25 protein-coding genes are annotated in these 24,986 nt (G+C 63.7%); 16 read left to right on the top strand and 9 right to left on the bottom strand.

The window, feature by feature from the left end; all coding sequences use genetic code 11:
- Positions 1-121: 121 nt before the first annotated feature.
- Complete coding sequence (locus RTP54_RS00930; protein WP_312360154.1) at positions 122-1,147, top strand: histone deacetylase family protein; 1,026 nt, start codon at positions 122-124, stop codon at positions 1,145-1,147.
- Between the two features lie 126 nt (positions 1,148-1,273).
- The gene (locus RTP54_RS00935; RefSeq protein ID WP_312360156.1) at positions 1,274-1,621 is read left to right on the top strand and encodes an antibiotic biosynthesis monooxygenase; all 348 of its coding nucleotides are present in this window, start codon (positions 1,274-1,276) and stop codon (positions 1,619-1,621) included.
- 81 nt (positions 1,622-1,702) lie between these two features.
- Here RTP54_RS00935 and RTP54_RS00940 read toward each other — a convergent pair whose 3' ends face one another.
- A complete protein-coding gene (locus RTP54_RS00940) occupies positions 1,703-2,341 on the bottom strand; it encodes an exopolysaccharide biosynthesis protein (RefSeq protein ID WP_112816415.1) in 639 nt (212 codons plus the stop codon).
- Positions 2,342-2,547: 206 nt separating this feature from the next.
- Between RTP54_RS00940 and RTP54_RS00945 the strand changes: the two genes are divergently transcribed.
- Positions 2,548-3,213, top strand: coding sequence for an OmpA family protein (locus RTP54_RS00945; protein ID WP_312360160.1), 666 nt, complete (start codon positions 2,548-2,550; stop codon positions 3,211-3,213).
- A gap of 90 nt (positions 3,214-3,303) precedes the next feature.
- On the opposite strand, the gene RTP54_RS00950 is transcribed toward RTP54_RS00945, so the two are convergent.
- The 5 genes from RTP54_RS00950 to epmA form a co-directional block, all read right to left on the bottom strand.
- Complete coding sequence (locus RTP54_RS00950) at positions 3,304-4,119, bottom strand: class I SAM-dependent methyltransferase (protein WP_312360163.1); 816 nt, start codon at positions 4,117-4,119, stop codon at positions 3,304-3,306.
- Positions 4,120-4,267: 148 nt separating this feature from the next.
- On the bottom strand, positions 4,268-5,710 hold the full coding sequence (locus tag RTP54_RS00955) for an MFS transporter (RefSeq protein WP_312360166.1): 1,443 nt from the start codon (positions 5,708-5,710) through the stop codon (positions 4,268-4,270).
- A gap of 195 nt (positions 5,711-5,905) precedes the next feature.
- Positions 5,906-6,790, bottom strand: a complete 885-nt coding sequence (gene sigJ, locus RTP54_RS00960; protein WP_312360169.1) for an RNA polymerase sigma factor SigJ — start codon at positions 6,788-6,790, stop codon at positions 5,906-5,908.
- A gap of 113 nt (positions 6,791-6,903) precedes the next feature.
- On the bottom strand, positions 6,904-7,956 hold the full coding sequence (locus RTP54_RS00965) for a lysine-2,3-aminomutase-like protein (protein ID WP_312360172.1): 1,053 nt from the start codon (positions 7,954-7,956) through the stop codon (positions 6,904-6,906).
- Positions 7,953-9,005: an EF-P lysine aminoacylase EpmA gene (gene epmA, locus RTP54_RS00970; RefSeq protein WP_312360175.1), complete on the bottom strand. Its 1,053-nt coding sequence runs from the start codon at positions 9,003-9,005 to the stop codon at positions 7,953-7,955. The genes RTP54_RS00965 and epmA overlap by 4 nt, the downstream gene beginning before the upstream one ends.
- A gap of 195 nt (positions 9,006-9,200) precedes the next feature.
- Between epmA and efp the strand changes: the two genes are divergently transcribed.
- Together efp and RTP54_RS00980 are read left to right on the top strand one after the other, a co-directional pair.
- Positions 9,201-9,770: an elongation factor P gene (efp, locus tag RTP54_RS00975; protein WP_112809237.1), complete on the top strand. Its 570-nt coding sequence runs from the start codon at positions 9,201-9,203 to the stop codon at positions 9,768-9,770.
- 253 nt (positions 9,771-10,023) lie between these two features.
- A complete protein-coding gene (locus tag RTP54_RS00980) occupies positions 10,024-11,265 on the top strand; it encodes an SAM-dependent methyltransferase (RefSeq protein WP_112809236.1) in 1,242 nt (413 codons plus the stop codon).
- Positions 11,266-11,304: 39 nt separating this feature from the next.
- Here RTP54_RS00980 and RTP54_RS00985 read toward each other — a convergent pair whose 3' ends face one another.
- The gene (locus RTP54_RS00985) at positions 11,305-12,114 is read right to left on the bottom strand and encodes a lipo-like protein (protein WP_112809235.1); all 810 of its coding nucleotides are present in this window, start codon (positions 12,112-12,114) and stop codon (positions 11,305-11,307) included.
- Between the two features lie 163 nt (positions 12,115-12,277).
- Between RTP54_RS00985 and mbfA the strand changes: the two genes are divergently transcribed.
- Positions 12,278-13,261, top strand: a complete 984-nt coding sequence (mbfA, locus tag RTP54_RS00990; RefSeq protein ID WP_112809234.1) for an iron exporter MbfA — start codon at positions 12,278-12,280, stop codon at positions 13,259-13,261.
- Positions 13,262-13,389: 128 nt separating this feature from the next.
- On the opposite strand, the gene RTP54_RS00995 is transcribed toward mbfA, so the two are convergent.
- Together RTP54_RS00995 and RTP54_RS01000 are read right to left on the bottom strand one after the other, a co-directional pair.
- Positions 13,390-14,010: a transglutaminase-like cysteine peptidase gene (locus RTP54_RS00995; protein WP_112809233.1), complete on the bottom strand. Its 621-nt coding sequence runs from the start codon at positions 14,008-14,010 to the stop codon at positions 13,390-13,392.
- A 288-nt stretch (positions 14,011-14,298) separates the two neighbouring features.
- Positions 14,299-15,108 carry an alpha/beta hydrolase gene (locus tag RTP54_RS01000; RefSeq protein WP_312360181.1) on the bottom strand — a complete coding sequence of 270 codons (810 nt, stop codon included), beginning with the start codon at positions 15,106-15,108 and terminating at the stop codon, positions 14,299-14,301.
- A 218-nt stretch (positions 15,109-15,326) separates the two neighbouring features.
- On the opposite strand from RTP54_RS01000, the gene infC reads away from it, so the two are divergent.
- From infC to pheT, 10 genes are all read left to right on the top strand, one after another.
- On the top strand, positions 15,327-15,863 hold the full coding sequence (infC, locus tag RTP54_RS01005; protein ID WP_077503129.1) for a translation initiation factor IF-3: 537 nt from the start codon (positions 15,327-15,329) through the stop codon (positions 15,861-15,863).
- A gap of 183 nt (positions 15,864-16,046) precedes the next feature.
- Positions 16,047-16,592: a hypothetical protein gene (locus tag RTP54_RS01010; protein WP_112809231.1), complete on the top strand. Its 546-nt coding sequence runs from the start codon at positions 16,047-16,049 to the stop codon at positions 16,590-16,592.
- Between the two features lie 337 nt (positions 16,593-16,929).
- Positions 16,930-17,433, top strand: coding sequence for a hypothetical protein (locus RTP54_RS01015; RefSeq protein ID WP_312360183.1), 504 nt, complete (start codon positions 16,930-16,932; stop codon positions 17,431-17,433).
- Between the two features lie 7 nt (positions 17,434-17,440).
- Positions 17,441-18,106 carry a response regulator transcription factor gene (locus RTP54_RS01020; RefSeq protein WP_112809229.1) on the top strand — a complete coding sequence of 222 codons (666 nt, stop codon included), beginning with the start codon at positions 17,441-17,443 and terminating at the stop codon, positions 18,104-18,106.
- Complete coding sequence (locus RTP54_RS01025; RefSeq protein WP_312360189.1) at positions 18,103-19,470, top strand: sensor histidine kinase; 1,368 nt, start codon at positions 18,103-18,105, stop codon at positions 19,468-19,470. The genes RTP54_RS01020 and RTP54_RS01025 overlap by 4 nt, the downstream gene beginning before the upstream one ends.
- A gap of 172 nt (positions 19,471-19,642) precedes the next feature.
- Complete coding sequence (gene rpmI / locus RTP54_RS01030; RefSeq protein WP_025425550.1) at positions 19,643-19,846, top strand: 50S ribosomal protein L35; 204 nt, start codon at positions 19,643-19,645, stop codon at positions 19,844-19,846.
- Positions 19,847-19,885: 39 nt separating this feature from the next.
- Positions 19,886-20,290: a 50S ribosomal protein L20 gene (rplT, locus tag RTP54_RS01035; RefSeq protein ID WP_025425551.1), complete on the top strand. Its 405-nt coding sequence runs from the start codon at positions 19,886-19,888 to the stop codon at positions 20,288-20,290.
- Positions 20,291-20,380: 90 nt separating this feature from the next.
- Entirely contained in the window at positions 20,381-21,208 is an 828-nt protein-coding gene (locus tag RTP54_RS01040) for a serine/threonine protein phosphatase (protein WP_312360222.1), read from the top strand.
- 52 nt (positions 21,209-21,260) lie between these two features.
- Positions 21,261-22,343, top strand: coding sequence for a phenylalanine--tRNA ligase subunit alpha (pheS, locus tag RTP54_RS01045; RefSeq protein ID WP_077503122.1), 1,083 nt, complete (start codon positions 21,261-21,263; stop codon positions 22,341-22,343).
- Between the two features lie 29 nt (positions 22,344-22,372).
- Complete coding sequence (gene pheT, locus RTP54_RS01050; RefSeq protein WP_312360228.1) at positions 22,373-24,799, top strand: phenylalanine--tRNA ligase subunit beta; 2,427 nt, start codon at positions 22,373-22,375, stop codon at positions 24,797-24,799.
- The last annotated feature ends 187 nt before the right edge of the window (positions 24,800-24,986 follow it).

Here is a 24,986-nt window from a genome sequence, read left to right on the forward strand (position 1 = left end):
CCGGCAGGCCGGATGAGGGGCGCCTGGCGCTCCGGCAGGCTGGACGAGGGGCGTCGAGGTTGCCAAGGCCGCATGCTCGGGTAGTCTGGCGCCCTTTGTTGCTGACTTCAGGACCCTTCCCATGCGCATCTTCTTCTCCGAGGACCACAAGCTCCGAGACGCCAGGACCGAACTTTTCGGCGGCGAACTCGTGTCGCCGTTCGAGGCGCCGTTCCGGGCCGAATGGATCCTGGCAGCGGTGAAGGAAGCGGGGTTCCGTGACGTCGTCGCGCCTTCGCGCCACGGGCTGGAGACGGCCGGCAAGCTGCATGCCGCCGACTATCTCGACTTCCTCGAGACCGCCTGGGCACGCTGGGTCGCCGACGGTTATCGCGGCGAGGCGATCCCGACCAGCTTTCCCGCGCGCCGCATGCGCCAGCACCCGCCCAGGGATATCGACGGCGCACTCGGCTACTACGCCTTTGCCGCGGAGACATCGATCACCGAAGGTACCTATGCGGCTGCGCGCGCGGCGATGGATTGTGCGTTGTCGGCGGCCGAAGATGTCAGTGGTGGCGCGAAAGCGGCCTTTGCCCTTTGCCGCCCGCCCGGCCACCATGCGGCGATCGATCTCTATGGCGGCTATTCCTTCATCAACAATGCCGCCTGCGCCGCTCAGCGGCTGCGCGATCTCGGTGCCGCCAGGGTCGGCATACTCGATGTCGACTTCCATCACGGCAACGGCACGCAGGATATTTTCTACGAGCGCGGCGACGTCTATTTCGCCTCCTTGCATGGAGACCCTGTCGACGCCTTCCCCTATTTTCTCGGCTTCGCCGACGAGGAGGGCAAGGGGGAGGGCCTCGGCTCCACGAAAAACTACCCGCTGCCGCGCGGGACCGAATTTTCCGCCTGGTCGGCCGCGATGGACGACGCGCTCAACCGAATCGAAGCCTTCGGCGCCGAGGCGCTGGTGGTCTCGCTCGGGGTCGACACCTTCGAGCGCGATCCGATCTCGACGTTCAAGCTGAAATCGGACGATTACCTGCGCATGGGCGAGCGTCTGAAGAAGTCAGGCCTTCCGGTCGTCGTGTGCATGGAGGGCGGCTATGGCGTGCCGGAAATCGGACTCAACGTCGCCAATGTGCTGAAGGGCATTGTCGCCTGAGCGGACACTGCGGATTTTCGACCGCCCCCTGTTGACCTCAACTTTGCTTGAGGTCGTACGCATGTCCCTGCCCATCGTCGAATGGTCGCCGGCGGGCCCTTGAAGAGACATCTGAGGGAGAATTTCATGAGCAGCAACATACCGGCTGGCGACATCGCGCCGCTCTATCGCATCAACAAGTTCGCCGTGCCGGCTTCGGCCCGGGCCGAATTCGTGGATCTGGTGGAAAAGACGCTTGTGGTGATCCGCAGCCAGGACGGTTACGTCAAGGATCTGTTCCTCGAGCAGCATGCCGGCCCGGGAAAATATAACTTCTGCACCATGATCGAATTCGAAAGCGAAGCGTTTGCGCCGAAGGTTGCGGCCGCGATCGCCGATTTCGACACACGCCTCGGCGTCGACCGTGCCGCCCTTATGGCCAGGCTCGGCGTCGAGACCGATTCCGCCAGCTACAAGAGCTTCCAGCCGGCCTGACATCCGTCGCCCCTGCGCATCCGCCGGACTGGCGACCGGCGCGTCGACCGTGACGCGCCAGGCTTTCTGTGGCGTTGCCGATCAGGAAACGAAGAAGGTGGACAGGCCCTGGCCGGCCGCAAAGGCCATATAGGCGAGAACAGTGAAGTAGATCGTCGTTGCGATCAGGAAGAGATAGCCGCCGGCGACCATCAGCCCGTCGCGCTGGATGATACCGAGCGACAGGAGCAGGATGGCGATGCCCGGCAGCGTGTTCGACAGCGGGATGAGGCCGAGCGGAAACATCAAAAGCACGCCGCCGGCCATGATCATCAGGCCGTTGAAGCGGTTCATCAGCGCCCCTTGCGTCAGGAAGCCGAAGCGCGGCTTGACGAAACGGTCGAGCTTGGAGACGAGGGCGGCACCCTTCTGAAGCGTCGGCACCAGCTTTTCCGTCTCGATCTGCCGGTCGAGGATACGTTGCGGCATCCAGGGCATGCGGTTGAGGGTGATCGAAATCGAGATCAGGATGATGGCCGCGCCGAAGACGGTGCTGACGCCGGGAATGGAAACCGGCAGCAGGAACGGCAGGGTCAGCAGTGCACAAAGGAGCAGAAAACCCTGCTCGCCGATTCCGGTCATCAGGTCGCGAAGCGTGATCGTATTGCCGCGGATCGAGCCGATCATGCCGTTCAGCGTGTCGCTGAGACTGCGTTGCGTGTCGCCAAATTCGATTGCCATCAGATCGTCCGCCTCGATTTTTCCAGAACGCACTTGCTATCAAGAGCGCGTGAAGGATCGGTTAGTATCGGGCCGCCTCGTGACCTGGATTGCGACCGATGCGCCATTTGTCGTCAAACCATGGCATCAGTGGGACGCCTCTTCATCTTCCTGCCGCAATCGCTAGTATGAAGCACTTCAGAGCACGAATAGGGACCATTGATTCTATGATCAAGAAATGCGCCATAGTGGCTGTTGCGGCCATCTATCTCTCGGGATGCACGACCACCGATCCCTATACGGGTGAGCAGAAGATGTCGAACACCGCCGGTGGCGCGCTGATCGGTGCCGGTCTCGGTGCGGCGACCGGCCTTCTCGTCGGCGGCAGTGCTGCAGGGCGGCGCGATGCAGCGCTCGTCGGCGCCGGCATCGGCGCGCTCGGTGGTGGCCTCGTCGGCAACTACATGGACAGCCAGGAATCGGAACTGCGCGCGCAGCTGCAGGGCACCGGCGTTTCGGTCACCCGCGCCGGCGACCGCATCATCCTGAACATGCCGTCGAACATCACGTTTGCGACCGACCGCGACCAGGTGATCCCGGCCTTCTACGACACGCTGAACTCGGTGGCGATCGTGCTGCGCAAGTTCAACAAGACGCTGATCGACGTCGACGGCCATACCGATTCCACTGGCAGCGCCTCCTACAACCAGGGGCTTTCCGAGCGTCGTGCAGCGTCTGTTGCCAACTACCTGGCAAGCCAGGGCGTCGACCAGCGCCGCATGGCCACCATGGGCTTCGGCCCGCAACGGCCGGTCGCCTCCAACGCCAGCGAAGCCGGCCGCGCGCAGAACCGCCGCGTCGAGATCTCGATCGCGCCGATCAAGCAGGGCTGATCGGTCTAAACCGATTGCTGACATCCAGGAGGGTCGCACCGCAACCGGTGCGGCCCTTCTTTTTTTCGGGGAAAGGGGCAGGCGGGGTTGTCAGAAGCGGTAACGCAGGAGCCGTCCCATCCGATGCAGCGCCGGGATGACGCTGAAGAGCTGGACGGCGATGCGAGCGGGCAGCGACATCCTTTCGATCTGGCTCGGCTCGTAATCCGTCACCTCTTCCAGAAGGCTCAGACCCGGCACCTGCCGCTCCAGCATTGCGGGATCGTCGATGCCCCAGGAGAGGGTGGCGCCGGTGGCGCGGATCGCGGGGTTGAAGCGTAGCAATTGCAGGCCGAGATGGCTGTAGCCGTCGAACACGATTTCGCCCGCCGGCAGATGATCGACGAGGCGGGCAAGCAGACTGTAGACGTCGTCTGCCGCCAGATAGGGCAGGACGCCTTCAGCGACGACGATTGCCGGCCTGTCGTGCGGAATGTTGGCAAGCCACCCCGTTTCCGTCACTGACGATTCGATCAGCATGGTGTTGGCACGTTGCGGATAGAGCCGCCGGCGGAGCGCGATGACATCAGGGAAATCGACGTCGAACCACCGCACCTCGGGCGGCGGATCGATGCGGAAAACCCGGCTGTCGAGGCCACAACCGAGGTTGAGCACCGTGGCATCCGGGTGCCGGGCGATGAACGACTGTGTCCAGCGGTCGACGAGATGGGCGCGCATGGCGATGCCGATCGTCATGTCGTGGCCGACGTCGAGATGCGGTGCCGCCTTCCCGAGACGCCGAATGGCATCGGCGGCAAAATGGTCGCGCAAGAGGGAGTGAGGCATACTGCTTTCCGCGGCCTTCGCCTGCAGCGTGATCAGCAGCGTTTCCCGGGCACCTGTGAGGTCGATCCGGTCGCCATCCATCGTTTCCTCCTTGAGCGCTGCGCGTCGGTCACGGCCCGCAGGGCCGTTACCGCGCTTCCAGCCTGCCGGGCATTTTAACCCCGAATCCGCTGCGATTTAAGGGCCAAAAGGGCAGGCGGCCGAGGAGGAGCTGGCGCCGATCCGCGGTCTACTCGCCAGCGGCTCTCGCCGCCCGCGCCCGCCGCACGCGCCTTGCCGTCAGCATCGCGAGCGCCGGGGCAAGCGCGAACAGCCAGAACAGCCACTGCGTCGCCCGCGCCACGCCTTCGGCGGCGCTCGCTTCGATGCCCGCGAGATTGGCCGTCAGGCCGGCAAGCGCAGCCCCCAGCGCGGCGGCGAAAAGCTGCACGGTGGTGATCGAGCTCGACGCTTTCTCTTCCTCGCCCTTGGGCGCCAGGTCGTAGACGGCCGTGACGATATGCGGCCAGGCAAAGCCCATGCCGAAACCGACCGCCATGATGCCGGCCGACAGCGGTACGGCGATCGTGGCGAAGCCGAAGCCGGACATCGGCATGAACACGGCAATCAGCGCCAGGCCGACAAAGCCGAAGCCCGGTCCGGCGAAGATCGTCTGTTGCGCCCGGTCGCCGTGCCAGTGGGCGCTCGTCATCGATCCGGCGGTCCAGCCGATCGACATCAGCGCGGCGATATAGCCGGCCACGAGCGGCGACAGCCCATGCAGTTCCTGCAGCAGGTAAGGCACGTAGATCTCCGGCTGCATGCCGATCATCAACAGCGTGATCGTCGCATAGAGCGCCGCCAGCGGGGCTGTGATTGTGAAACTGCCGCTCGGCAGGAGCTTGCCGGCAGCTCGGCGTTCGACCAGCAGAAGTGCCGCAAACATCGCGACGGCCGCGCCGACGGAAGCAAGCTGCTCGGTCGGTGTCGACAGCGTGCTGGCGATCGAAAGAGCAAGGACAATGCCGATCAGAAGCATCAGTTGCAGCACCGGCAACGGCGTGCGGCTGCCTTCCGACGAAGCGTTGCGCGGCAATGTCCAGAAGGCAAGCGCTGCCAGAAGCGCCGTCAGAGGCAGCAGCGACCAGAAGGCCGTGCGCCAGGTGGCAAATTCTGCAAACATGCCGCCGACGGCGGGGCCGATCAGCGTTGCGGTGCCCCAGGTGGCCGAGATCAGGCCGATGGCGCGGGTCCACAAAACAGGCGCGAACACCAGGCGGATGACGCCATAGGCGAGCGCATAAAGCAGGCCGCCGCCAAAGCCCTGGACCGCCCGGCCGCCGAGCAGCACCAGCATGTCGGGAGCGGAGGCGCAGAGCAACGTGCCGAGGCCGAAGACGAGCGCGCCGATGGCGTAGGCCGTGCCGGCGCCGACGGCGGCAAGCAGCCGGGCCGAGAGGGCCGCGCCGAGGATGGAGGCTGCGACGAAGACGGTCGTGCTCCAGGCATAATATTCCAGTCCGCCGATCTCGCGCACGATCGATGGCATGATGGTGGTGACGACATAGATGTTGAGGGCGTGCAGCGCCACGCCGCCGCTCAAAACGATGGAATGGATGGCGTTTTCGCCTGACAAGAGCGCGAGCCAGCCGCTCTCGGCCTTCTCGGTGGTTTCAGGTGTCTTGTCGAGCATATGTCTGCGCCTTTCCTGTGCGTCGCGACGGTACATCCCGACTGCGGCGCATCTGTCCGCACCCGTTGACATGACCCATCGGTCGCAAGAGAACGCTCCCGCCTTGTAAAGGGCCGGGGAGCCGCTCTATCCGTTTGTTGCCACGCATTTCCCGGCGGAAGACCGCCTCGCGCTTTTCTCTGGAAATGTTCTAAGTCAATGGACCGCAGCGTCACCGAGATGGGCGAGCTTGTCCGGATTGCGAACGATGAAGATATCGTTGACGTTTCCATCGCCGTCATAGCCGAATGAAACGCTGGCGGCGATATCATTTTCGGCCTCGCCCCGGAGCACAATGCCGCGGCCGCCGTTGATCTCGGCAATCTCCCAGACATAATGTGCCCAGTATTCCGTGAGCCGCTCGGCGATGAAGGCGACCACGGTCTCCTTGCCAGCGAGCACGCCGAGCACGGTCGCCACCTTGCCGCCGCCATCGGCGGTCAGGCGCACGTCGGCGGAGAGCAGGCTCGAAAGCCCGGCAATGTTGCCGCCGTGGATTGCCGCATGGAAGGCTGACAACAGTTCGTCCTGGCGCTCGCGCGGCGTCTGGTGACGGCTCTTTTCGACGCCGATATTGCTCTTGGCACGCGATACGAGCTTGCGGGCGGCCGCCTCTTGCATGTCGAGCGTTTCGGCAACCGCATCATAGGGTTGACCAAAGATTTCGTGCAGCAGATAGGCGGCACGCTCCTTCGGCGTCAGCCGCTCCAGCATCAAAAGGAACGCGGTGGTGAGCGACGAGGTCAGCGCCAGCTTCTCCTCCGCATTGTCGTCGCTTGCCGTGTGGATCGGTTCCGGCAGCCAGGCGCCGACATAGTCGACGCGCTTGCGGTGCGCCGCCTTCAACAGGTCGAGACAGCGGCGGGTGCAGGCGGTGGTCAGCCAGGCTGCCGGCGTTTCGATCGCCTTCTGATCGGCTTCCTGCCACTTCACGAACGTGTCCTGCACCGCGTCTTCGGCATCGGCGCGCGAGCCGAGGATCCGGTAGGCGAGGCCGAGAAGTCGCGGCCGTGCCTCTTCAAAGATATCGATGCTGTTCATGTGACCCATCTTGGCGCCTCGGCTGCGGTTCAAGCGGCTGGTCGCCGCGATCGTTGATCATGACCATCTGACGAACGACCTTGCGCAGTTGTGACGCTACCTCGAAAATTTTCTCAGATCTTTGGCGGGTAGGCGTGCTCCTCGCCGCGGAAGTCCGTGACGGTGTAGCCGCCGCCGCCGTCGGCCTCGATCGACGCGGCGCTGATGACCGCCTTGCCGTGGCCGCCGGGGATGTCGAGGATATAGGTCGGCTGGCAGAGGCCGGAGACCCGGCCGCGCAGCGACGCGACCAGCGCCTGGCCCTCCTCGATCGAGAGCCGGAAGTGGCTGGTGCCGGGAGCCAGGTCCGGGTGATGCAGATAATAGGGCTTGATCCGGGTTTCGACGAAGGCGCGCATCAGGGCGGCCAGCACGTCCGCATCGTCATTGACGCCCTTCAGAAGCACCGACTGGCTGATCATGACGATGCCGGCGTCGATCAGCCGGGCAGAGGCGTCGCGGGCGTCTAGCGTCAGTTCGCGCGGATGGTTTGCGTGCAGCGCCACATAGGTCGCCTTGCCGCTCGCCTTCAGCGCCGCGATCAGATCGGCGTTGATGCGCTCCGGCTCGACCACCGGCACGCGGGTGTGAAAGCGCACGATCTTGACGTGGGCGATGGGCTTCAGCCGTTCCATCAGCTCGGCGAGCCGGCGCGGCGACAGCACCAGCGGATCGCCGCCGGTGAGGATCACTTCCCAGATCTCCTCATGCGCGGCGATATAGGCGATCGCCGCGTCGAGCTCTGTTGGCGTCAGTGTGCCGAGCCCCTGCGGCCCGACCATCTCGCGGCGGAAGCAGAAGCGGCAATAGACCGGGCAGACATGCACGGCCTTCAGAAGCACGCGGTCGGGATAGCGGTGGACGATGCCGGCAACGGGACTGTGCGGCTTGTCGCCGATCGGGTCCTCGCGCTCTTCCGGCAGCAGCGTCAGCTCGGCGGCATCGGGCACGAATTGCCGGGCGATCGGGTCATGCGGGTCGTCGCGGTCGATCAGCTTTGCGATCGCCGGGCTGATGGCGACGGCATAACGCTCGGCGACATCCGAAGCGGCGGCCCGTTGCGATGGTTCGATCAGGCCTGCCTCGACGAGGTCTTCGGCGGTCCTGACCGGGCGGTGAACGTTCATCTCGCGGTCTCCGCCACTGGCGCCCAGAGCACCTGGTCGATGCGGGTGGCGCCGGTCGCCAGCATCGCCAGCCGGTCGAAGCCGAGCGCGATGCCGCTCGCTTCGGGCATGATGACAAGCGCTGCCAGAAAGTCTTCGTCGAGTGGGTAGGTCTCGCCGTAGACGCGGGCCTTCTCCGCCATTTCCATCTCGAAGCGGCGCCGCTGCTCGGCTGCGTCGGTCAATTCGCCGAAGGCATTGGCAAGTTCGACGCCGCAGGCATAGAGCTCGAACCGTTCGGCGACGCGACGGTCACGTGCCGTCGGCCGGGCAAGGGCGGCTTCCGCCACCGGATATTCGTCGAGGATCGTGGCGCGGCCGAAGCCGAGATGCGGTTCGATCTTTTCGACGAGCACACGGCTGAAGAGATCCGCCCAGGTGTCGTCGGCGGCCACGCGTAGGCCGACCGATGCCATGGCGGCGGCAAGCGTCTGGCGGTCGGTCCCGCCATCGGAGGCGATCGAGGCCAGCAGGTCGATGCCGGCAAAGCGCTGGAAGGCGTCGGCCACGGCCAGCCGTTCCGGCTCGGCGAAGGGATCGCAGGTCTGGCCCTGGAAGGTGAACTGGCGCATGCCCGTCGTCTCCGCGGCGAGTGCGAGGATCTCGGCGCAATCGCGCATCAGCGTCTCGTAGGTCTCGCCGGCCCGATACCATTCGAGCATGGTGAATTCGGGATGATGCAGCGGCCCACGCTCGCGGTTGCGGTAGACATGGGCAAAGCAGGCGATGCGTCTTTCGCCGGCGGCAACCAGCTTCTTGCAGGCGAACTCCGGCGATGTGTGCAGGTAGAGCGGATGGGCGGAACCGTCATGGTTGAGCGCTTCGGTGGCGAAGGCGTGCAGATGCGCCTCGTTACCAGGCGAAACCTGCAGCGTCGCGGTATCGACCTCGACGAAATCGCGGGCGTCGAAAAACCGGCGCAATGCCGACTGGATGCGGTTGCGTCCGATGAGAAACGGACGCCGGTCGGCATGGACATCGGGCGTCCACCAGGGTGAGGCATGCGACATGGTCGTTCGATCCAGGCTTTCTTCGGCCCCCGGGGTTTTTCAGTGCCCGGGGCTTTCTTCGCGCCAATGCCGGCGCAGGCTGGCTATTTGCACGAAATTAGGGTAGTGGCGGCGCGATATCATTATTTTCGCGTCTTTCGGGGCCGGCTTTCCCGGCGCGCCGTGTCGCGCATACCTCTGTTACAAGGAAGACTAATGGTCAAGGTCATCGCTTCATCTGTCCGCAAGGGCAACGTTCTCGACGTTGACGGCAAGCTCTATGTCGTTCTGACCGCGCAGAACTTCCACCCGGGCAAGGGCACGCCGGTCACCCAGGTCGACATGCGTCGCATTTCCGACGGCGTGAAGGTTTCGGAACGCTACCGCACGACCGAACAGGTCGAGCGCGCCTTCGTCGAGGACCGCGAGCACACTTTCCTTTATGAAGATGGCGAAGGCTTCCACTTCATGAACCCGGAAAGCTACGACCAGCTGGTCATGACCAGCGACGACATCGGCGACCTGAAGCCCTATCTGCAGGAAGGCATGGCCTGCATTCTTTCGATCCACGAAGGCCTGGCGATCGCCATCGACCTGCCGCGCCACGTGACGCTCGAAATCACCGAGACCGAGCCGGTCGTCAAGGGCCAGACGGCGTCGTCGTCCTATAAGCCGGCGATCCTTTCGAACGGCGTGCGCACGCTGGTTCCGCCGCATATTCAGGCCGGCACCCGCGTCGTGATTGCGACCGAAGACGGCTCCTATGTCGAGCGCGCCAAGGACTGATCCGGTCTGACGACCGTTACGAATGATTATCGCATGAAACGGGGACGGCGGGTGCAACCTGCCGTCCCCGTTGCCGTTTCTGCGGCAGACCTTGCCTGAGCGTTGACGCCCGCAGGGCAGAACCCCTTGCGCATTCGCGTCCCTGCACGCCGTGCCGACAGCTCGATAAGCAACCACAAATTTAGGGGGAGCATTTCGAAAAACGGGTGCTAGGATGCCGGCGCACTGGCGTTTCTGTCACGAGAGGGTCTGCATGTTTCCACTGTCGCACATGATGAAGTCGTTCATTCGCAAGGGTCGCCTGACGGTGATCGACGCCGATGGCAAGAGGCATGTTTTTTCCGGCGAGCCCGGACCCCACGTAACGATGCGGCTTACCGACAAGAAGCTCTATCGCAGCCTCGTGTTCAATGCGGAGCTTGCGGCCGGCGAGGCCTACATGGACGGCACCATGCGCTTCGAGGAAGGCTCGACGCTCCGGGATTTCCTGACGCTGTTTTCGATCAACCGGCTGTCGCTCGGCTCCTATCCGATCCAGAAGCTGCTGCGCGCGGTCAAGATGCGCTTCCGCAAGCGCCAACAGGCCAATCCCAAGGGCAAGGCGCAGGAGAACGTCGCTCACCACTACGATCTCGGCAACGATTTCTACAAGCTCTTCCTCGACGAGAACATGCTCTATTCCTGCGCCTACTTCCGCGAGCCGGACGAGAGCCTGGAGAAGGCCCAGCGTAACAAGCTCAGGTTGCTTGCCTCCAAACTTTGCCTGGAGCCGGGCATGAAGGTGCTCGACATCGGCTGCGGCTGGGGCGATCTGGCGATGTACCTGGCGAAACTCGAAAACGTCGAGGTGCTGGGCGTAACGCTTTCGAAGGAGCAGCAGGCGCTCGCAACCCAAAGGGCAAAAGCCGCCGGGCTTGCCGACCGCGTTCGCTTCGAACTCAAGGACTACCGCGATGTCGTGGGCCCGTTCGACCGCATCGTTTCGGTCGGCATGTTCGAGCATGTCGGCGTGCATCACTACGACGAGTTCTTCAAGAAGCTCAACGCCCTGATGCCGGACGACGGCGTGGCGGTGCTGCACTCGATCGGCCATATGAGCCCTCCGGGCATGGCAAGTGCGTGGCTCAGGAAATACATCTTCCCTGGCGCCTATTCGCCGGCGCTGTCGGAAGTCTTCGACGTCGTCGAGCGCAACAGTCTGTGGGTCACCGATCTGGAATTCCTGCGTGTGCACTATGCAACGACGCTGGCCCATTGGGGCGCGCGCTTCGATGCCAACCGCGACAAGGTGATCGCCCTTTATGACGAGCGCTTTGCCCGGATGTGGGAGTTCTATCTCATCAGCGCCGAGATGATGTTCCGCACCGGCAGCCAGCTGGTCTTCCACATGCAGCTGTCGCGCGCGCGCGATGCCGCACCGATCGTGCGCGACTACATCACGGACCGCCAGCGCGACTACATGGCGCGTGAGCCGGCGCTCGACCTCAACATCTGATCGGCTTTACCCGGCGTCATCTGGCCGGCGTCATGTCGGTCAGTCGCCGTTCCAGCGCAATCGCTTGTAGTCGAAGCCGAATTCGAGCGTCGGTTTGACGATCGAGAAGAACGGCGAAAGATCGAAATCGCGCGGCGTGTAGAGCGAGTGGTGGCGGATATGCAGGATCTCTTCGCGTGAATAGGTGGACGTGGCGGCGGCGCGCCCGGGTGCGCGCGTGACCTCCGGCAGGATCGGATAGCGGATCCGCTCGAAGGCTTCGGCAATCAGCGTCGAGCAGATCGCCCGCGTCGGATCACCCGAACCGAAGGCCAGAAGACGCCGTCGCCAGCGCACCGGCACCGGCGGTGTCGGCATGAAATAGCGCAGCATGTCGAGAATGTTCTTCAGGTCGTATTTCATGCCGAGCCGGGAGATCATGAAGCCTACCAGCGCCGAGCGATCGTCTGGCGTCAGCGCCACCGGCCGGCAGATGCGGGTGTTGAACGAGGCGTATTTCTTTAGCGGCACGGCGACGCAGCCTTCGCCGATATTCACCTCGATCAACTGCGGTCGTTCGATCACCGGCAGGGTTGCCTGATCGAGCGTCAGCGGCATCTGGTCGCCGGCGAAGAACGCCGCATGCGACCAGGTGGATTGCGTCAGATACTTGATCGCGGCCGAAACCTTCTGGTTGCCCTCGATCAGCAAAACGTCGCCCGGACGCAGCGTGCGCGCCAGCGTTTCCGGGTCGGAGGGCGTGTAGGGCTCATAGCCGAGTGTCTGCGTCTGCAGCCGTGCGGCGAGGCGGGCGCCGAACCGGTCCAGAAACGTATCCTTGCTTTGTGAAAGCGGATAGATGGTCCTCATGGAGGCGATCGCTCCAGTGGTGGGAAGGGATTTAGCATGCACGTCTATGGTGTCCGAGCCGCGACACTCTGTCGAGTGATTGTCGCGTGATTGCACGGCTTTGGCCTTGACGCGCACGGTTGCGGTTTCTATTTTAGAATTATTCTAAAGAAGGTTTTCGCCGATGTTTTCCCGCCTCTTCTCCCGCTCAAAACGTCCCTTTCTCTCGCTCAACGAACAGGAAATCCTGGCACTCGCCATCTCGTCGGAAGAGGACGATGGCCGCATCTATCTCGCCTATGCTGATGCGCTGAGGGAGAAGTATCCGCACTCGGCAAAAGTGTTCGAGGAAATGGCGGAGGAAGAGAGCCACCACCGGCAATGGCTGATCGACATGCATGTCCAGCGCTTCGGCAACCGCATCCCGCTGATCCGGCGCGAACATGTGCGCGATTTCCCCGATCGAAAGCCGGATTGGCTGATTGCCGAGATGCCGATCGAGAAGGCGCGCGCAGAAGCCGAGGCGATGGAGGAGACGGCGCACCGCTTCTATGTCGAGGCGGCGGGCCGGACCCAGGACGCGGCGACACGCAAGCTGCTGGGCGATCTGGCCATCGCGGAGAAGTCGCATGAATCGCTTGCCCGCAGGCTGGGTGAAAAGCACACACCGGACGACGTGCGCGAGGAGGAGGACCAGACCGCCCGTCGGCAGTTCATCCTCACTTACGTCCAGCCGGGTCTCGCAGGCCTCATGGACGGCTCGGTCTCGACGCTGGCACCGATCTTCGCGGCGGCATTTGCGACCCAGGATACCTGGCAGACCTTCCTCGTCGGCCTGTCGGCCTCTGTCGGTGCCGGTATCTCCATGGGCTTCACCGAGGCCGCGCATGACGACGGCAAGCTTTCGGGACGCGGATCACCGATCAAGCGTGGTCTTGCTTCGGGTATCATGACGGCGCTCGGCGGCCTTGGCCACGCTCTGCCCTATCTCATCCCGCATTTCTGGACCGCGACCATCACGGCCGCAGTCGTCGTCTTCTTCGAACTCTGGGCGATCGCGTTCATTCAGAACCGCTACATGGAAACGCCGTTCCTGCGCGCCGCATTCCAGGTCGTGCTGGGCGGCGGCCTGGTGCTCGCCGCGGGCATCCTGATCGGCAACGCCTGATCAGCCGCAGGCTGAAACGCAAAAAGGGCCGGTTCGACCGGCCCTGGTAAAGTGATGAACTTGGTTGCCTGCCGTGTCTCTCCGTCATCCTCGGGCTTGACCCGAGGATGACGGAGAGATGGAGGCTATCAGTTGCCGACCGAGCCGACGACGACTTCGGCGCCGTTGTCGATGGTGACCCAGCGGCCGCTGTTGAACGAAGCCTGGCGCTTGAGGTAGCGGTAAGGCGTCTGGGTCCAGAGCTTCACGCCATTTTCGAGATTGTCGAGCACGAAATCGCCCTGGGCGGTGCGCACGGTCAGGACCGCGTGGCCTTCGCCGTCAGGCTTGCGAACGACCGTGATCAAAAGTTCGCTGGCGGAGAAGCCCTTGCGCATCAGGCGCTTGCGCTTTTCGAGAACGAAGTCCTCGCAGTCGCCGGCGTCCTGCGGATAGGCCCAGACCTCATCCCTGCCGAAGAGCTCCTGGTCTGTGACCGGCGTGATTTCGCGGTTCACCTGGGCGTTGACCTGGCGGATTGTCGCCCAGCCGCGCTCGGTGACGCGCGGCGCCACGCTCGTCTTCGATTTGACGCTGCATTCGCTCTTGTGCTTCTGGCAGAACTCGTAATGTCCGATCGGCTGCGAGGTAACGGAGCCGGTCTGCATCCAAGGAGAGGATCCCGCCTGGGCGGGAATTGCCGTGTTCGCTGAAATGAAAAGTGCGCAAAACGCCGCGATACTTCCCTTAACTCCAGTCCAAGACGCCATTCATGTCCCCTGCGTAACGCGGTATGCCGAACTCTTCATGTTCGGACGTATTCGCGCAATCCTGAGTTGCTGGCGGCTTGTTCGGATCTTCCGTTTCACGCCGCTCTAATCGTTAATAAAGAGTTAATAGCGTTGGGGGAGGAGAGTCAATCTACTGATTCGGGCATCGGGCTTTATGGTTAAGGCCGTTGCCGAAATGCAGCTCAAAGCCTTGCGTTGCAGGGGGTCTGCAGCACAAGGCGCCTGTTGAGCAGGGGGTAGGTGGATGTCGGGCGCTGACCTTGCGGCTTAAGCCGAAGGCAGCATGTTGCCGATCGTCTGTCTCATTTTAGCAATGTCTTCCTCGCGTGAAAGACGATGATCGCCGTCGCGGATCAGCGTCATGACGACGTCATCGGAGGGAAGATGCTCCATCAGTTTCAGCGCGTGCGTGTAGGGCACGTCGGGGTCGCGCATGCCCTGGAGGATGTGCACCGGGCAGCCGGTGGTGATCGTGCCGACGAGCACGCGGTTGTCGCGGCCGTCCTCGATCAGCGCGCGCGTGTAGATGTTGGGCTCGGGGCTGTATTCGGAGGGCTCTTCGAAATAGCCGCGCTCTTGAAGCGAGCGCTGCTCGATCTCGGTCAGGTTGGGCTCGATCAGCTCGGCGGTGAAGTCCGGGGCCGGGGCGATCAGCACCAGCCCGGCGACGCATTCGCCCACGCCGCGCTTGCGCAGTTCTTCAATCAGTCTGAGCGCGATCCAGCCCCCCATCGACGAGCCGACGAGGATCAGACGACGCCCGGGGGCTGCGTGGTCGACGACGGCAAGGCTTTCTTCCAGCCAGCGCGAGATCGTGCCGTCCTTGAAGGCGCCGCCGGAAGCGCCGTGGCCGGAATAGTCGAAGCGGACGCAGTCGGTTGCTCTCTCGCGAGCCAGCCGCTCGACCTCTATGGCCTTGGTTCCGGTCATGTCGGAACGATAGCCGCCGAGCCAGACGAGCGTCGGCCGATCGGAAGCCGTCTGGCCGCGCAGGATCCGCATGGCGATGCGGCGACGGGCGGCGTCCGTGCCAACCTCGAGGAAGGTCGTTTCGGTTTCGGCTGGCGTCGTTTGCATGTCATTTCTCTCCAAATGCCCGGATTGGCGGCGAATTTCTTTCTAAAACAGATTCGTCTTGGCTTCGACAGGTGGTGATTTTCCCTGCGAGCCATGCTATTGACTCTCCCGTCGCAATTCACACATTGCCGTCGGTGGCTGATTGCAGCTTTTCGGCCAAGGCCGCGCCGACCAGAAATTGAACCGTATTTCGTAAACAGCTCGAGGAGAGTACGACCATTCGCAGACCGTTCAAAACGGACGCCCCCGTCAAGGAGGGACCGCGCTCAAACAAGGAAATCCGGGTACCCCGGGTTCAGCTTATCGATGCCGAAGGCCAGAATATCGGTGCCGTCCCGATCGACCAGGCGCTCCGCATGGCGGAAGAGGCCGGTCTTGATCTGGTAGAGATCGCACCGAACTCCGAACCGCCGGTGTGCAAGATCCTCGATCTCGGCAAGCTGAAATACGCCAACCAGAAGAAGGCGGCCGAAGCGCGCAAGAAGCAGAAGATCGTCGAGATCAAAGAGATCAAGATGCGTCCCAACATCGACACGCATGACTATGAAGTGAAGATGCGCGCGATGAACCGCTTTTTCGAGGAAGGTGACAAGGTCAAGGTGACCCTGAAGTTCCGCGGCCGCGAAATGGCGCACCAGGAACTCGGCATGAAGCTCCTGCTTCAGGTCAAGGACGACACCCAGACGATCGCCAAGGTGGAAGCCGAGCCGAAGCTCGAGGGACGCCAGATGATGATGGTCCTCGCGCCGCGTTGACCTCAAGGTGTCCGGGCACAGTGCCCGGAGACGCGATCAGGTAGGAAGCCGCCCATGGGGCGGCTTTTTGCGTTTCAGGTCCTCGCCGCTTTGCTGACAGAATGCTGACAACCGGGCTCAGCGAGCTGTCAGTGGCGCCATGCCATTCTCCCATCATCGAAATCGGGAGAAGGACAAGAGATCATGACCGCCACGCTTCGAAAGGCCTTGCTTGTTTCCACCATGGGCGTTTGCGCTCTGGTATCGGCGCCCGTCGCCTCCTCCCTGATTGCCGCCGGTCCGGCGCATCCGTTTGCCACAGCGGCGCTTGCCCACGGCGGCGATGACGACGACAGCAGCAGCAGCGGTCGCGGCGGCAATGACGATCGCGACGACAACGACGATCGTGGCGGCAACCGCGGTTCTGGCGGCGGCCACGACAATGATGATGACGATGATGACGACGACCGCGGCCGGCATGATCGCGACGATGACGACGGCGACGACCAGAACGACGATCGCGATCGCGACGATCGGGACGAAATGACGCTCAACGTGTCGGAAGACAGCCTGCGCGGATTGCGCGACGGCTCGTTGATCGCCGTCGACAATCTCGGCCGCGTGCTCGAGGTGGAAGTCGAGTTCGAACACGGCCAGCGCGTGGTGAAGGTCGAGCCACATGGCGGCGACGCCCGCCGCAATCCGGGTCCCATTACCAGCGTTTCGATCGTGCCCGCCTCGGCGCGGTGATCTGAACGGCGAATGTCCGGTGCTTCCGCCCCCGTAGTGCACCGGAACGACGGGCTCATTTCGCTTAACGCCCGCCCAGCGGAGTGGCCCAATGAACGCATGACCCCCCGCGCCGGAAGCGACGCAGGGGGTCATGCGCTTTTGCCTGTTCGGGCTGACGTTGCAAGCGTCGCGCTCTTGCGCTTGACGGTGCCTGGGGTCAGTCTGTCTGTGCTGGGCGCAAGCGGGAGATGATCGTGCGGGCAGAAAATGCGTCTTGCGATGCCGAAACGCCGACGACGAAACCGGGGAACCGCCTTCGAATGCGGGAGAATGTGGAACTGACGAAACGATGCCGATGAAACGTCGAACCCTGGTGGCGCTGTTTTGCGCCTCATTGCTGCTCTCGCTCGGCCCGCAGCCGGGCGGGCTTTCGGCGTTTGCCAAGGATGACGACGATGACGACGACAACAGCGGCAGCGGCAGCGGACATGGCGGCAGCGGCTCCAGCGGGCATGGCAACGATGACGATGACGACGACGACCACAGCGGGCCGGGCGGGGGTGGCCATGGTGGCAACAACAACAATGACGATGATGACGACGACGACAATTCCGGCAGCGGCCGGCGCAGCGACCAGGAGCGCGCCCGCGATGGCGTCGCAAAGGGCCGCATCCTGCCGTTGAAGGATGTGCTTCGGCTTGTCGATGAGGATAAGTACGGCACCGTCATTGCCGTCGATCTGCGGCGCCTCGACGGGGACGAGGTCTATCGGCTGCGCACGCGCGACCGACAGGGGACGATCCGAAATCTGCGCATCGATGCGCGCACGGGCAAATTCATGAACATCTTCGGATTCTGAGGGCAGGATGCGCATTCTTCTGGCTGAGGACGATCGCAATATCGCCGCCCATGTGGTGACGAAACTGGAGGCCGAGGGCTACGGGGTCGACACGCTCGCCAACGGACCCGACGTGTGGGAAAAGGGCGAGCACGGGGCGTATGCCGCCATCATTCTCGATCTGGGCCTGCCGGGCATGGACGGCCTGTCGATCCTCAAGCGCTGGCGCCAGGCGGGATTGGAAACACCGGTCCTCGTGCTGACGGCCCGCGGCTCCTGGATGGAGCGGGTCGACGGCTTCGACGCCGGCGCCGATGATTACCTGCCGAAACCGTTTCGCGCCGAGGAGCTGGTGGCGCGCCTGCGTGCGCTGCTTCGGCGCGCCGGTCCGCGGCTTCAGTCCGTGCGCTCGGCCGGCCGCTTCACGCTCGACGAGGCGACCCGGCGCGTCACCTTCGATGGCGAGGTGCTGGAGCTGAGTCCGCTCGAATATCGCATGATCGCGCTGTTCGTGGAGCGTAAGGGCCAGGTTCTGACCCAGCTCGAACTCGCAAGTCACGTCCAGGGCCGCGAGGATGACGCTGCCAAGAATGCGGTCGAGGCGATGATCGCACGCGTACGAAAAAAGACCGAAAGCTCGGCGATCGAGACGCGGCGCGGCTTCGGCTACCTGCTTCCGGATGACGGCAGATGATCCGCTCGCTTCGGCTGCGGCTGGCGATTGGCGCGCTGATCGCCATCGGCCTGGTGCTGCTTGTGGTGTGGTTTTCGCTGTCGCGGCTGTTTACCGATTATGTCGTCGGGCGCTACCGTGCTGAAATGGCGACCATCGTCGATACGATTGCCGCCCAGGTGGTCGTCAGCGATGGCGAGATCGCCTTGCCGCGCGAGCCTGCGGATCCGCGCTTTTCGCTGCCGGCCGGCGGTCGCTACTGGCAGCTGGCCCCGGCGACAGGCGCGCCTATCCGGTCCCGATCCCTGTGGGATACCGTCATCGATACCCAGGCCCGGTCGACGGGCAATTACGAGGGCTTCGTCGAGCTTGAAGGACCTGACGGTGCGCCGATGCTCGTTCACGGGCAGGCGCTTTCCCTCGGCGATGGACCTGATGCCGAGCGCTTCTCCGTTCAGGCCGGTTTCGGCCGCAAGGAGCTCGACGACGCGCTTGACGCCTTTCATGGTCGGATGCGGCTGATGTTGCTCGCAACCGCCGCGGTCCTTGCCGGTGCCGCCTTCCTGCAGGGCGCGCTCGGGCTTGCGCCGCTTCGAAAGTTACGCGAACGGGCAGCCCTCGTGCGCGCAGGCAGCGAGCGCAATTTCGGTTCGGCCGGCCCGAGCGAGGTCGGCCCCGTCGTCAACGAGATCAACCTGCTCCTGGCCGAACGGGAAACCGCCGTCGAGCGCGCCCGCGCCCGTGCCAGCGATCTCGCCCACGGCCTGAAGACGCCGCTGACCGTGCTTGCGCAGCTTGCCGAGGGGCTGCCCGATGCCGAGCGTCGGGTGGCGTTGCAGCAGGTCGATCTCGTGCGCCAGCGCGCCGATCGCCAGCTCCAGGCCGCCCGTATGGGGGTCGAACGCATGGTGACGACGTCGGTCGCAGGCATGGCGGGCAAGCTCGTCAGCGTGCTGCATCCGGTTACCGCCGAACGGCACATCGTCTGGGACATGGCGATCGATCCTTCCCTGTCGCTCGATATGGATCCGGCCGATCTCGCCGAATGCCTCGGCAACCTGCTCGACAATGCGGCCAAGTGGGCGCGCTCGCGCATCCGCGTCTCGGCGACACGCATCGAGGATCGATTGCAGATCGTCGTCGGCGACGATGGGCCGGGTATCGCAGAGGGGGACCGCGAAAGGGTCATGCGGCGCGGCGGCCGCGTCGTGGACGGCGAGGCCGGCGCCGTGCCCGGAACCGGCCTCGGTCTTGCCATCAGCGCCGATATCGCCGATGCCTATGGCGCGACGCTGACGCTCGGGCGTTCGCCGCTCGGCGGGCTGGAGGCGGTGCTGGCCTTCGAAACGTCCGGCGGCCGAAAGCGCTCGCGCGATCCCGTTTGAGGCCGGATGTCGGTTCTGTGACGCTTCTGCGATTCACCGGTTGCGCTTTTCGGGATGTCCGGGTATAAGCCCCCGTCCGAACGGTCCGGCAGGGCATGCCGTGGCCGTTCTTAACGCTGGAAATGGACCTCGTCTGTCCGTTTCGCATTCTTAAGAACAATGGAGTAGCAAAATGCCCAAGATGAAGACGAAATCGTCTGCCAAGAAGCGGTTCAAGATCACCGCAACCGGCAAGGTTCGTGCAGCAGCCGCCGGCAAGCGCCACGGCATGATCAAGCGTTCCAACAAGTTCATCCGCGACGCACGTGGAACCATGGTTCTCGCGGAGCCCGATGGCAAGAAGGTCATCAAGAACTACCTGCCCAACGGTCTCTAAGACTTTCAGGCATTTTGGACACGTTAAGGAGATCATGACATGGCACGTGTAAAACGCGGCGTAACCGCTCACGCCAAGCACAAGAAGACACTCAAGGCAGCCAAGGGCTTCTACGGCCGCCGCAAGAACACCATCCGCGCTGCAAAGGCTGCGGTTGATCGTTCCAAGCAGTTCGCTTACCGCGACCGCAAGGTCAACAAGCGCAACTTCCGCGCTCTGTGGATCCAGCGCATCAACGCTGCCGTCCGCGAATTCGGCCTGACCTACGGCCGCTTCATCGACGGCCTGAACAAGGCTGGCATCGAAGTCGACCGCAAGGTTCTGTCCGACATGGCTATCCATGAGCCGGCAGCATTCGGCGCCCTCGTCGAAGCTTCCAAGAAGGCACTTGCCTACCTCAAGGAAGCCGGCACGACCAACGAGTTTGAAAGCGCTGTTCGTTAAGCCAGCGTTTTCCCAAAACCGTTCTTGAATTTGTTGGGAAACCCGCGCTGGCAGGGCTAGCGCGGGTTTTTCTTATTTGGCGAGATGAAGGTGCACGACGATCGAAAAGGACCGCATGCGGTTCCGCAGCTGGACGACGAGGACATGGCGGCTCTGCTGGCAGCACTTGCCTGCGGATCGTCCCGTGTCGAGTGCTGCCAGCTTGGGGATCGCGCTGTCTGGATCAAGCGCTACCAGCGCCTCGGCCCCCGTATCGGCCAGCGCCTGCAATGGCTCGCCGCGCGCCTGAGCGGTGTCACCATCCTCAGGCCGGCGCCCATTCTCGATCCGCAGGGCATGCTCGACCGCGAGGTCCGGCAGATCGAGGCCTTTTCCGCCGCCGGTTTCAGGACGCCCGAGATCCTGTACCGCGGCAAGATGGCACTGGTGCTTTCCCATCTCGGCCTGCCGGTCAGCAAGCAGATGAGCGCGCTTCGCGACAAGGATGCCGATGCTCACGATGCGCTGCTGGTGCGCTGCGCCGTCGAGCTTGGCCGGCTGCATGCGGCGGGTCTCTGCCACGGCCGCCCGCATCCGCGCGATTTCATCCTTGAAAACGGCGAGTTCTGCTTCCTCGATTTCGAGGAAGAACCGGCTGCCGTCATGCCGCTTGCCACCGCCCAGGCACGCGATGTCTGGCTGTTGTTCCTGCAGATCGCCAGCCGCGCGCTGAAGCCGGAGACGCTGGACCGGGCCTTCGTGGCCTGGAAGCTTGCCGCTCCGGCGCAAACCGCGGTCGCACTCGCGGAAATCATGCCCTTCTTCGCGCGGCTCTTGCCGCTGGCGCGCTTTCTCCTGCGCATCCAGAACGGCCAGGATCTGGTGCGCTTCGTAGCGGCGACGGACTATCTGGCGGGCGTTACGCAATCACAATCCTGAAGACAAATACCGATATAGAACCGAACCCATTCCCGCATCGAGGCAGGACAGAATGAGCGAACTGGAAACACTGGAACGGACACTGCTGGCGGACATCGATGCCGCTGGCGATGAAGGATCGATCGAGGCGGTGCGCGTCGGTGCGCTTGGCAAGAAGGGCTCGATCTCCGAGCTCCTGAAGACGCTCGGAACGATGACGCCGGAAGAACGCCAGACCCGCGGCGCCCAGATCAATGCGCTGAAGACCACGGTCGCCGACGCGATCACCGCCCGCAAGTCGGCGCTGAAGGACCTGGCGATCGCCGAGCGCCTGGCGCGCGAAACCGTCGATATCAGCCTGCCGGTGCGCTCGTCGCCGGCCGAGCGTGGCCGCATTCACCCGATCAGCCAGATCGTCGACGAGATCACCGCCATCTTCGGCGACATGGGCTTCTCGATCGCCGAAGGTCCAGATATCGAGACCGACTACTACAACTTCACGGCGCTGAACTTCCCGGAAGGCCACCCGGCCCGCGAGATGCACGACACCTTCTTCTTCAATGAAGACGACAAGGGCGAGCGCAAGGTGCTGCGCACCCACACCTCGCCCGTGCAGATCCGCACGATGGAGGCGCAGGACCCGCCGATCCGCATCATCATCCCCGGCAAGACCTATCGCCAGGATTCCGACGCCACCCACTCGCCGATGTTCCATCAGGTCGAAGGCCTCGTCGTCGACAAGTCGGCCAACGTCGCCAACATGCGCTGGGTGCTGGAAGAGTTCTGCAAGGCCTTCTTCGAGGTCGACCAGGTGACGATGCGCTTCCGCCCGTCCTTCTTCCCGTTCACCGAACCGTCGTTCGAAGTGGACATCCAGTGCGACCGCTCCGGCCCGATCGTCAAGTTCGGCGAGGGCACCGATTGGATGGAAATCCTCGGCTGCGGCATGGTCCACCCGAACGTCCTGCGCTCCGGCGGTCTCGATCCGGACGAGTACCAGGGCTTTGCCTGGGGCATGGGCCTCGACCGCATCGCCATGCTGAAATACGGCATGCCGGACCTGCGTGACTTCTTCAACGCCGACGTCCGCTGGATGAACCATTACGGTTTCCGCCCGCTCGACATGCCGACGCTGTTCGGCGGTCTTTCGGCCTGATCGCGAAAAATTAGGACACAGGTGAAATCATGAAATTCACGCTTTCCTGGCTCAAGGATCACCTTGAAACCGACGCCACGCTCGAAGAGATCTGCGCGCGCCTGACGATGATCGGGCTCGAGGTCGAGGACGTCGACGACAAGGCCGCCTTCAAGCCGTTCGTCATCGCCAAGGTCGTTTCCGCCGAGCAGCATCCGAATGCCGACAAGCTGCGGGTGCTGAAGGTCGACACCGGAACGGGCGCGCCGATCCAGGTCGTCTGCGGCGCGCCGAACGCGCGCGCCGGCCTCGTCGGCGCCTTTGCCGCCGCCGGCACATACGTGCCGGGCATCGACGTCACGCTCTCCGTCGGCAACATTCGTGGTGTCGAAAGCCACGGCATGATGTGTTCCGAAAAAGAGCTTGAAATCTCCGAGGACCACAACGGCATCATCGACCTGCCTGAGGACGCGCCTGTCGGTACGAGCTATGCCGCCTATGCCGGCCTCGACGATCCGATGATCGAGATCAACCTGACGCCGAACCGTCCGGATTGCACCAGCGTCTACGGCATCGCCCGCGATCTTGCAGCCTCCGGCCTCGGTACGCTGAAGACCCGCCCGTCGCCGAGCTTTGCGGTCGAAGGCGAGACCACGACCAAGCTGACGATCGACCTCGGCGAAGACCGCCATCTTTGCCCGGGCTTCGGCCTGCGCCTGGTGCGCGGCGTCAAGAACGGCCCGTCGCCGAAGTGGATGCAGCAGCGGCTGCTGTCGATCGGTCTTCGCCCGATCAACGCGCTGGTCGACATCACCAACTACATGACCTTCGACCAGGGCCGGCCGATGCACGTCTTCGACGCCGCCAAGGTTGAGGGCAACCTGACGGTACGCTGCGCCAGGGACGGCGAAACCGTGCTGGCGCTCGACCAGCGTGAATACAAGCTCGGCGCCAACAACGTTGTCATCTCCGACGAAAGCGGCATCGAGTCGATCGGCGGCATCATGGGTGGCGAACACTCCGGCTGCGACGAGAACACCACGGATGTGCTGATCGAATCGGCGCTCTGGGATCCGATGAACATCGCCAAATCCGGCCGCACGCTCGGTATCATCACCGATGCGCGCTACCGCTTCGAGCGTGGTGTCGACCCGGAATACATGGTGCCCGGTCTCGAGCGCACCACCGAGCTGGTCGTCGAGCTCTGCGGCGGCACGCCCGCCAGGGCCGAGATCGTCGGCTATGCCGGCTATACCGCCAAAACAGTCGATTTCCCGATGTCAGAGGTCAAGCGCCTGACCGGACTTGAAGTCTCGTCCGAGGAGAGCGTGACGATCCTGAAGAAGCTCGGCTTCGGCGTCGAGGGTTCGGGCGAACGCGTCAAGGTTTCGGTGCCGTCCTGGCGCCCTGATGTCGACGGCAAGGCCGATCTCGTCGAGGAAGTGATGCGCATCCACGGCGTCGACAATATCGTTGCAGCCCCGCTGCCGAGCCACGGCACCGTCAACGGCAAGATCCTGACGACCCTGCAGATCCGCACGCGGCTTGCCAAGCGCGCGCTGGCAAGCCGCGGCATGCTGGAGGCCGTCACCTGGTCGTTCATCTCCGAAGATCAGGCAAAGCTCTTCGGCGGTGGTTCGCCGGCCTTGAAGCTCGCCAACCCGATCGCCGTCGACATGTCCGACATGCGTCCGTCGCTGTTGCCGGGCCTGCTGACGGCGGCCCAGCGCAACGCCGACAAGGGCTTTGGCGACGTTGCGCTCTTCGAAGTCTCCGGCACCTATGAGGGCGACAGCCCGGACCAGCAGCGCCGGGTCGCCGGCGGCGTGCGCCGCGGCACCGCATCGCTCACCGGTTCCGGTCGCCTCTGGTCGAACGCCGCCAAGGGCGGCGGCAAGCCGGTCGACGTCTTCGACGCCAAGGCCGATGCCATCGCCGTGCTTGAGGCCTGCGGCGTGCCGATGGGCAATGTTCAGTTCGAAGCCGGTGGCCCCGCCTGGTATCATCCCGGCCGCTCCGGCACGATCAAGCTCGGGCCGAAGATCGTGCTCGGCTCCTTCGGCGAATTCCACCCGAAGACGCTCGAGGCGCTCGACGTCTCCGGCGCGCTCGCAGGCTTCGAGATCTATGTCGACGCCATGCCGGAACCGAAGAAGAAGGCGACCCGCACCAAGCCGGCGCTCGACCTTTCGCCCTTCCAGGCGGTCAAGCGCGACTTCGCCTTCGTCGTCGACAAGGGCGTCGAGGCAGGCGTGATCCTGCGTGCGGCCTCCGGTGCCGACCGCAAGCTGGTGACCGGTGTCAGCGTCTTTGACGTGTTCGAAGGGGCTTCGCTTGGCGAAGGCAAGAAGTCGATCGCCATCGAAGTGACGATCCAGCCGGTCGAGCGCACGCTGACGGACGAGGATTTCGAAGCTTTGACCGCCAAGATCGTCGCCAACGTGACGAAGACGACCGGCGGCGTGCTGCGCGCCTGAGAATGGTTCGCTCCATGAACATCAAAGAGGCCGCTGCTTGCAGCGGCCTTTTCCATGTTGGCACCGCATCGAGCATGCCTGTTTGACGGGAGACACACACCGTTCTCCTCTCATTCCGGCCCTGTGCCGCAATGCAGCGAACGGACGTCCGTCAGGTAGAAGGGCATTTCAGCCCAAGGACCTGGGT

This window comes from Ensifer sp. (assembly GCF_031989085.1).
GTDB lineage: Bacteria > Pseudomonadota > Alphaproteobacteria > Rhizobiales > Rhizobiaceae > Ensifer.

Excerpts from the sequence above, each read along its gene's own strand:
- RTP54_RS00930 (WP_312360154.1), top strand. The coding sequence starts at position 122 with ATGCGCATCTTCTTCTCCGAGGACCACAAGCTCCGAGACGCCAGGACC.
- RTP54_RS00935 (WP_312360156.1), top strand. The coding sequence starts at position 1,274 with ATGAGCAGCAACATACCGGCTGGCGACATCGCGCCGCTCTATCGCATC.
- RTP54_RS00940 (WP_112816415.1), bottom strand. The coding sequence starts at position 2,341 with ATGGCAATCGAATTTGGCGACACGCAACGCAGTCTCAGCGACACGCTG.
- RTP54_RS00945 (WP_312360160.1), top strand. The coding sequence starts at position 2,548 with ATGATCAAGAAATGCGCCATAGTGGCTGTTGCGGCCATCTATCTCTCG.
- RTP54_RS00950 (WP_312360163.1), bottom strand. The coding sequence starts at position 4,119 with ATGGATGGCGACCGGATCGACCTCACAGGTGCCCGGGAAACGCTGCTG.
- RTP54_RS00955 (WP_312360166.1), bottom strand. The coding sequence starts at position 5,710 with ATGCTCGACAAGACACCTGAAACCACCGAGAAGGCCGAGAGCGGCTGG.
- sigJ (WP_312360169.1), bottom strand. The coding sequence starts at position 6,790 with ATGAACAGCATCGATATCTTTGAAGAGGCACGGCCGCGACTTCTCGGC.
- RTP54_RS00965 (WP_312360172.1), bottom strand. The coding sequence starts at position 7,956 with ATGAACGTTCACCGCCCGGTCAGGACCGCCGAAGACCTCGTCGAGGCA.
- epmA (WP_312360175.1), bottom strand. The coding sequence starts at position 9,005 with ATGTCGCATGCCTCACCCTGGTGGACGCCCGATGTCCATGCCGACCGG.
- efp (WP_112809237.1), top strand. The coding sequence starts at position 9,201 with ATGGTCAAGGTCATCGCTTCATCTGTCCGCAAGGGCAACGTTCTCGAC.
- RTP54_RS00980 (WP_112809236.1), top strand. The coding sequence starts at position 10,024 with ATGTTTCCACTGTCGCACATGATGAAGTCGTTCATTCGCAAGGGTCGC.
- RTP54_RS00985 (WP_112809235.1), bottom strand. The coding sequence starts at position 12,114 with ATGAGGACCATCTATCCGCTTTCACAAAGCAAGGATACGTTTCTGGAC.
- mbfA (WP_112809234.1), top strand. The coding sequence starts at position 12,278 with ATGTTTTCCCGCCTCTTCTCCCGCTCAAAACGTCCCTTTCTCTCGCTC.
- RTP54_RS00995 (WP_112809233.1), bottom strand. The coding sequence starts at position 14,010 with ATGGCGTCTTGGACTGGAGTTAAGGGAAGTATCGCGGCGTTTTGCGCA.
- RTP54_RS01000 (WP_312360181.1), bottom strand. The coding sequence starts at position 15,108 with ATGCAAACGACGCCAGCCGAAACCGAAACGACCTTCCTCGAGGTTGGC.
- RTP54_RS01010 (WP_112809231.1), top strand. The coding sequence starts at position 16,047 with ATGACCGCCACGCTTCGAAAGGCCTTGCTTGTTTCCACCATGGGCGTT.
- RTP54_RS01015 (WP_312360183.1), top strand. The coding sequence starts at position 16,930 with ATGAAACGTCGAACCCTGGTGGCGCTGTTTTGCGCCTCATTGCTGCTC.
- RTP54_RS01020 (WP_112809229.1), top strand. The coding sequence starts at position 17,441 with ATGCGCATTCTTCTGGCTGAGGACGATCGCAATATCGCCGCCCATGTG.
- RTP54_RS01025 (WP_312360189.1), top strand. The coding sequence starts at position 18,103 with ATGATCCGCTCGCTTCGGCTGCGGCTGGCGATTGGCGCGCTGATCGCC.
- rpmI (WP_025425550.1), top strand. The coding sequence starts at position 19,643 with ATGCCCAAGATGAAGACGAAATCGTCTGCCAAGAAGCGGTTCAAGATC.
- rplT (WP_025425551.1), top strand. The coding sequence starts at position 19,886 with ATGGCACGTGTAAAACGCGGCGTAACCGCTCACGCCAAGCACAAGAAG.
- pheS (WP_077503122.1), top strand. The coding sequence starts at position 21,261 with ATGAGCGAACTGGAAACACTGGAACGGACACTGCTGGCGGACATCGAT.
- pheT (WP_312360228.1), top strand. The coding sequence starts at position 22,373 with ATGAAATTCACGCTTTCCTGGCTCAAGGATCACCTTGAAACCGACGCC.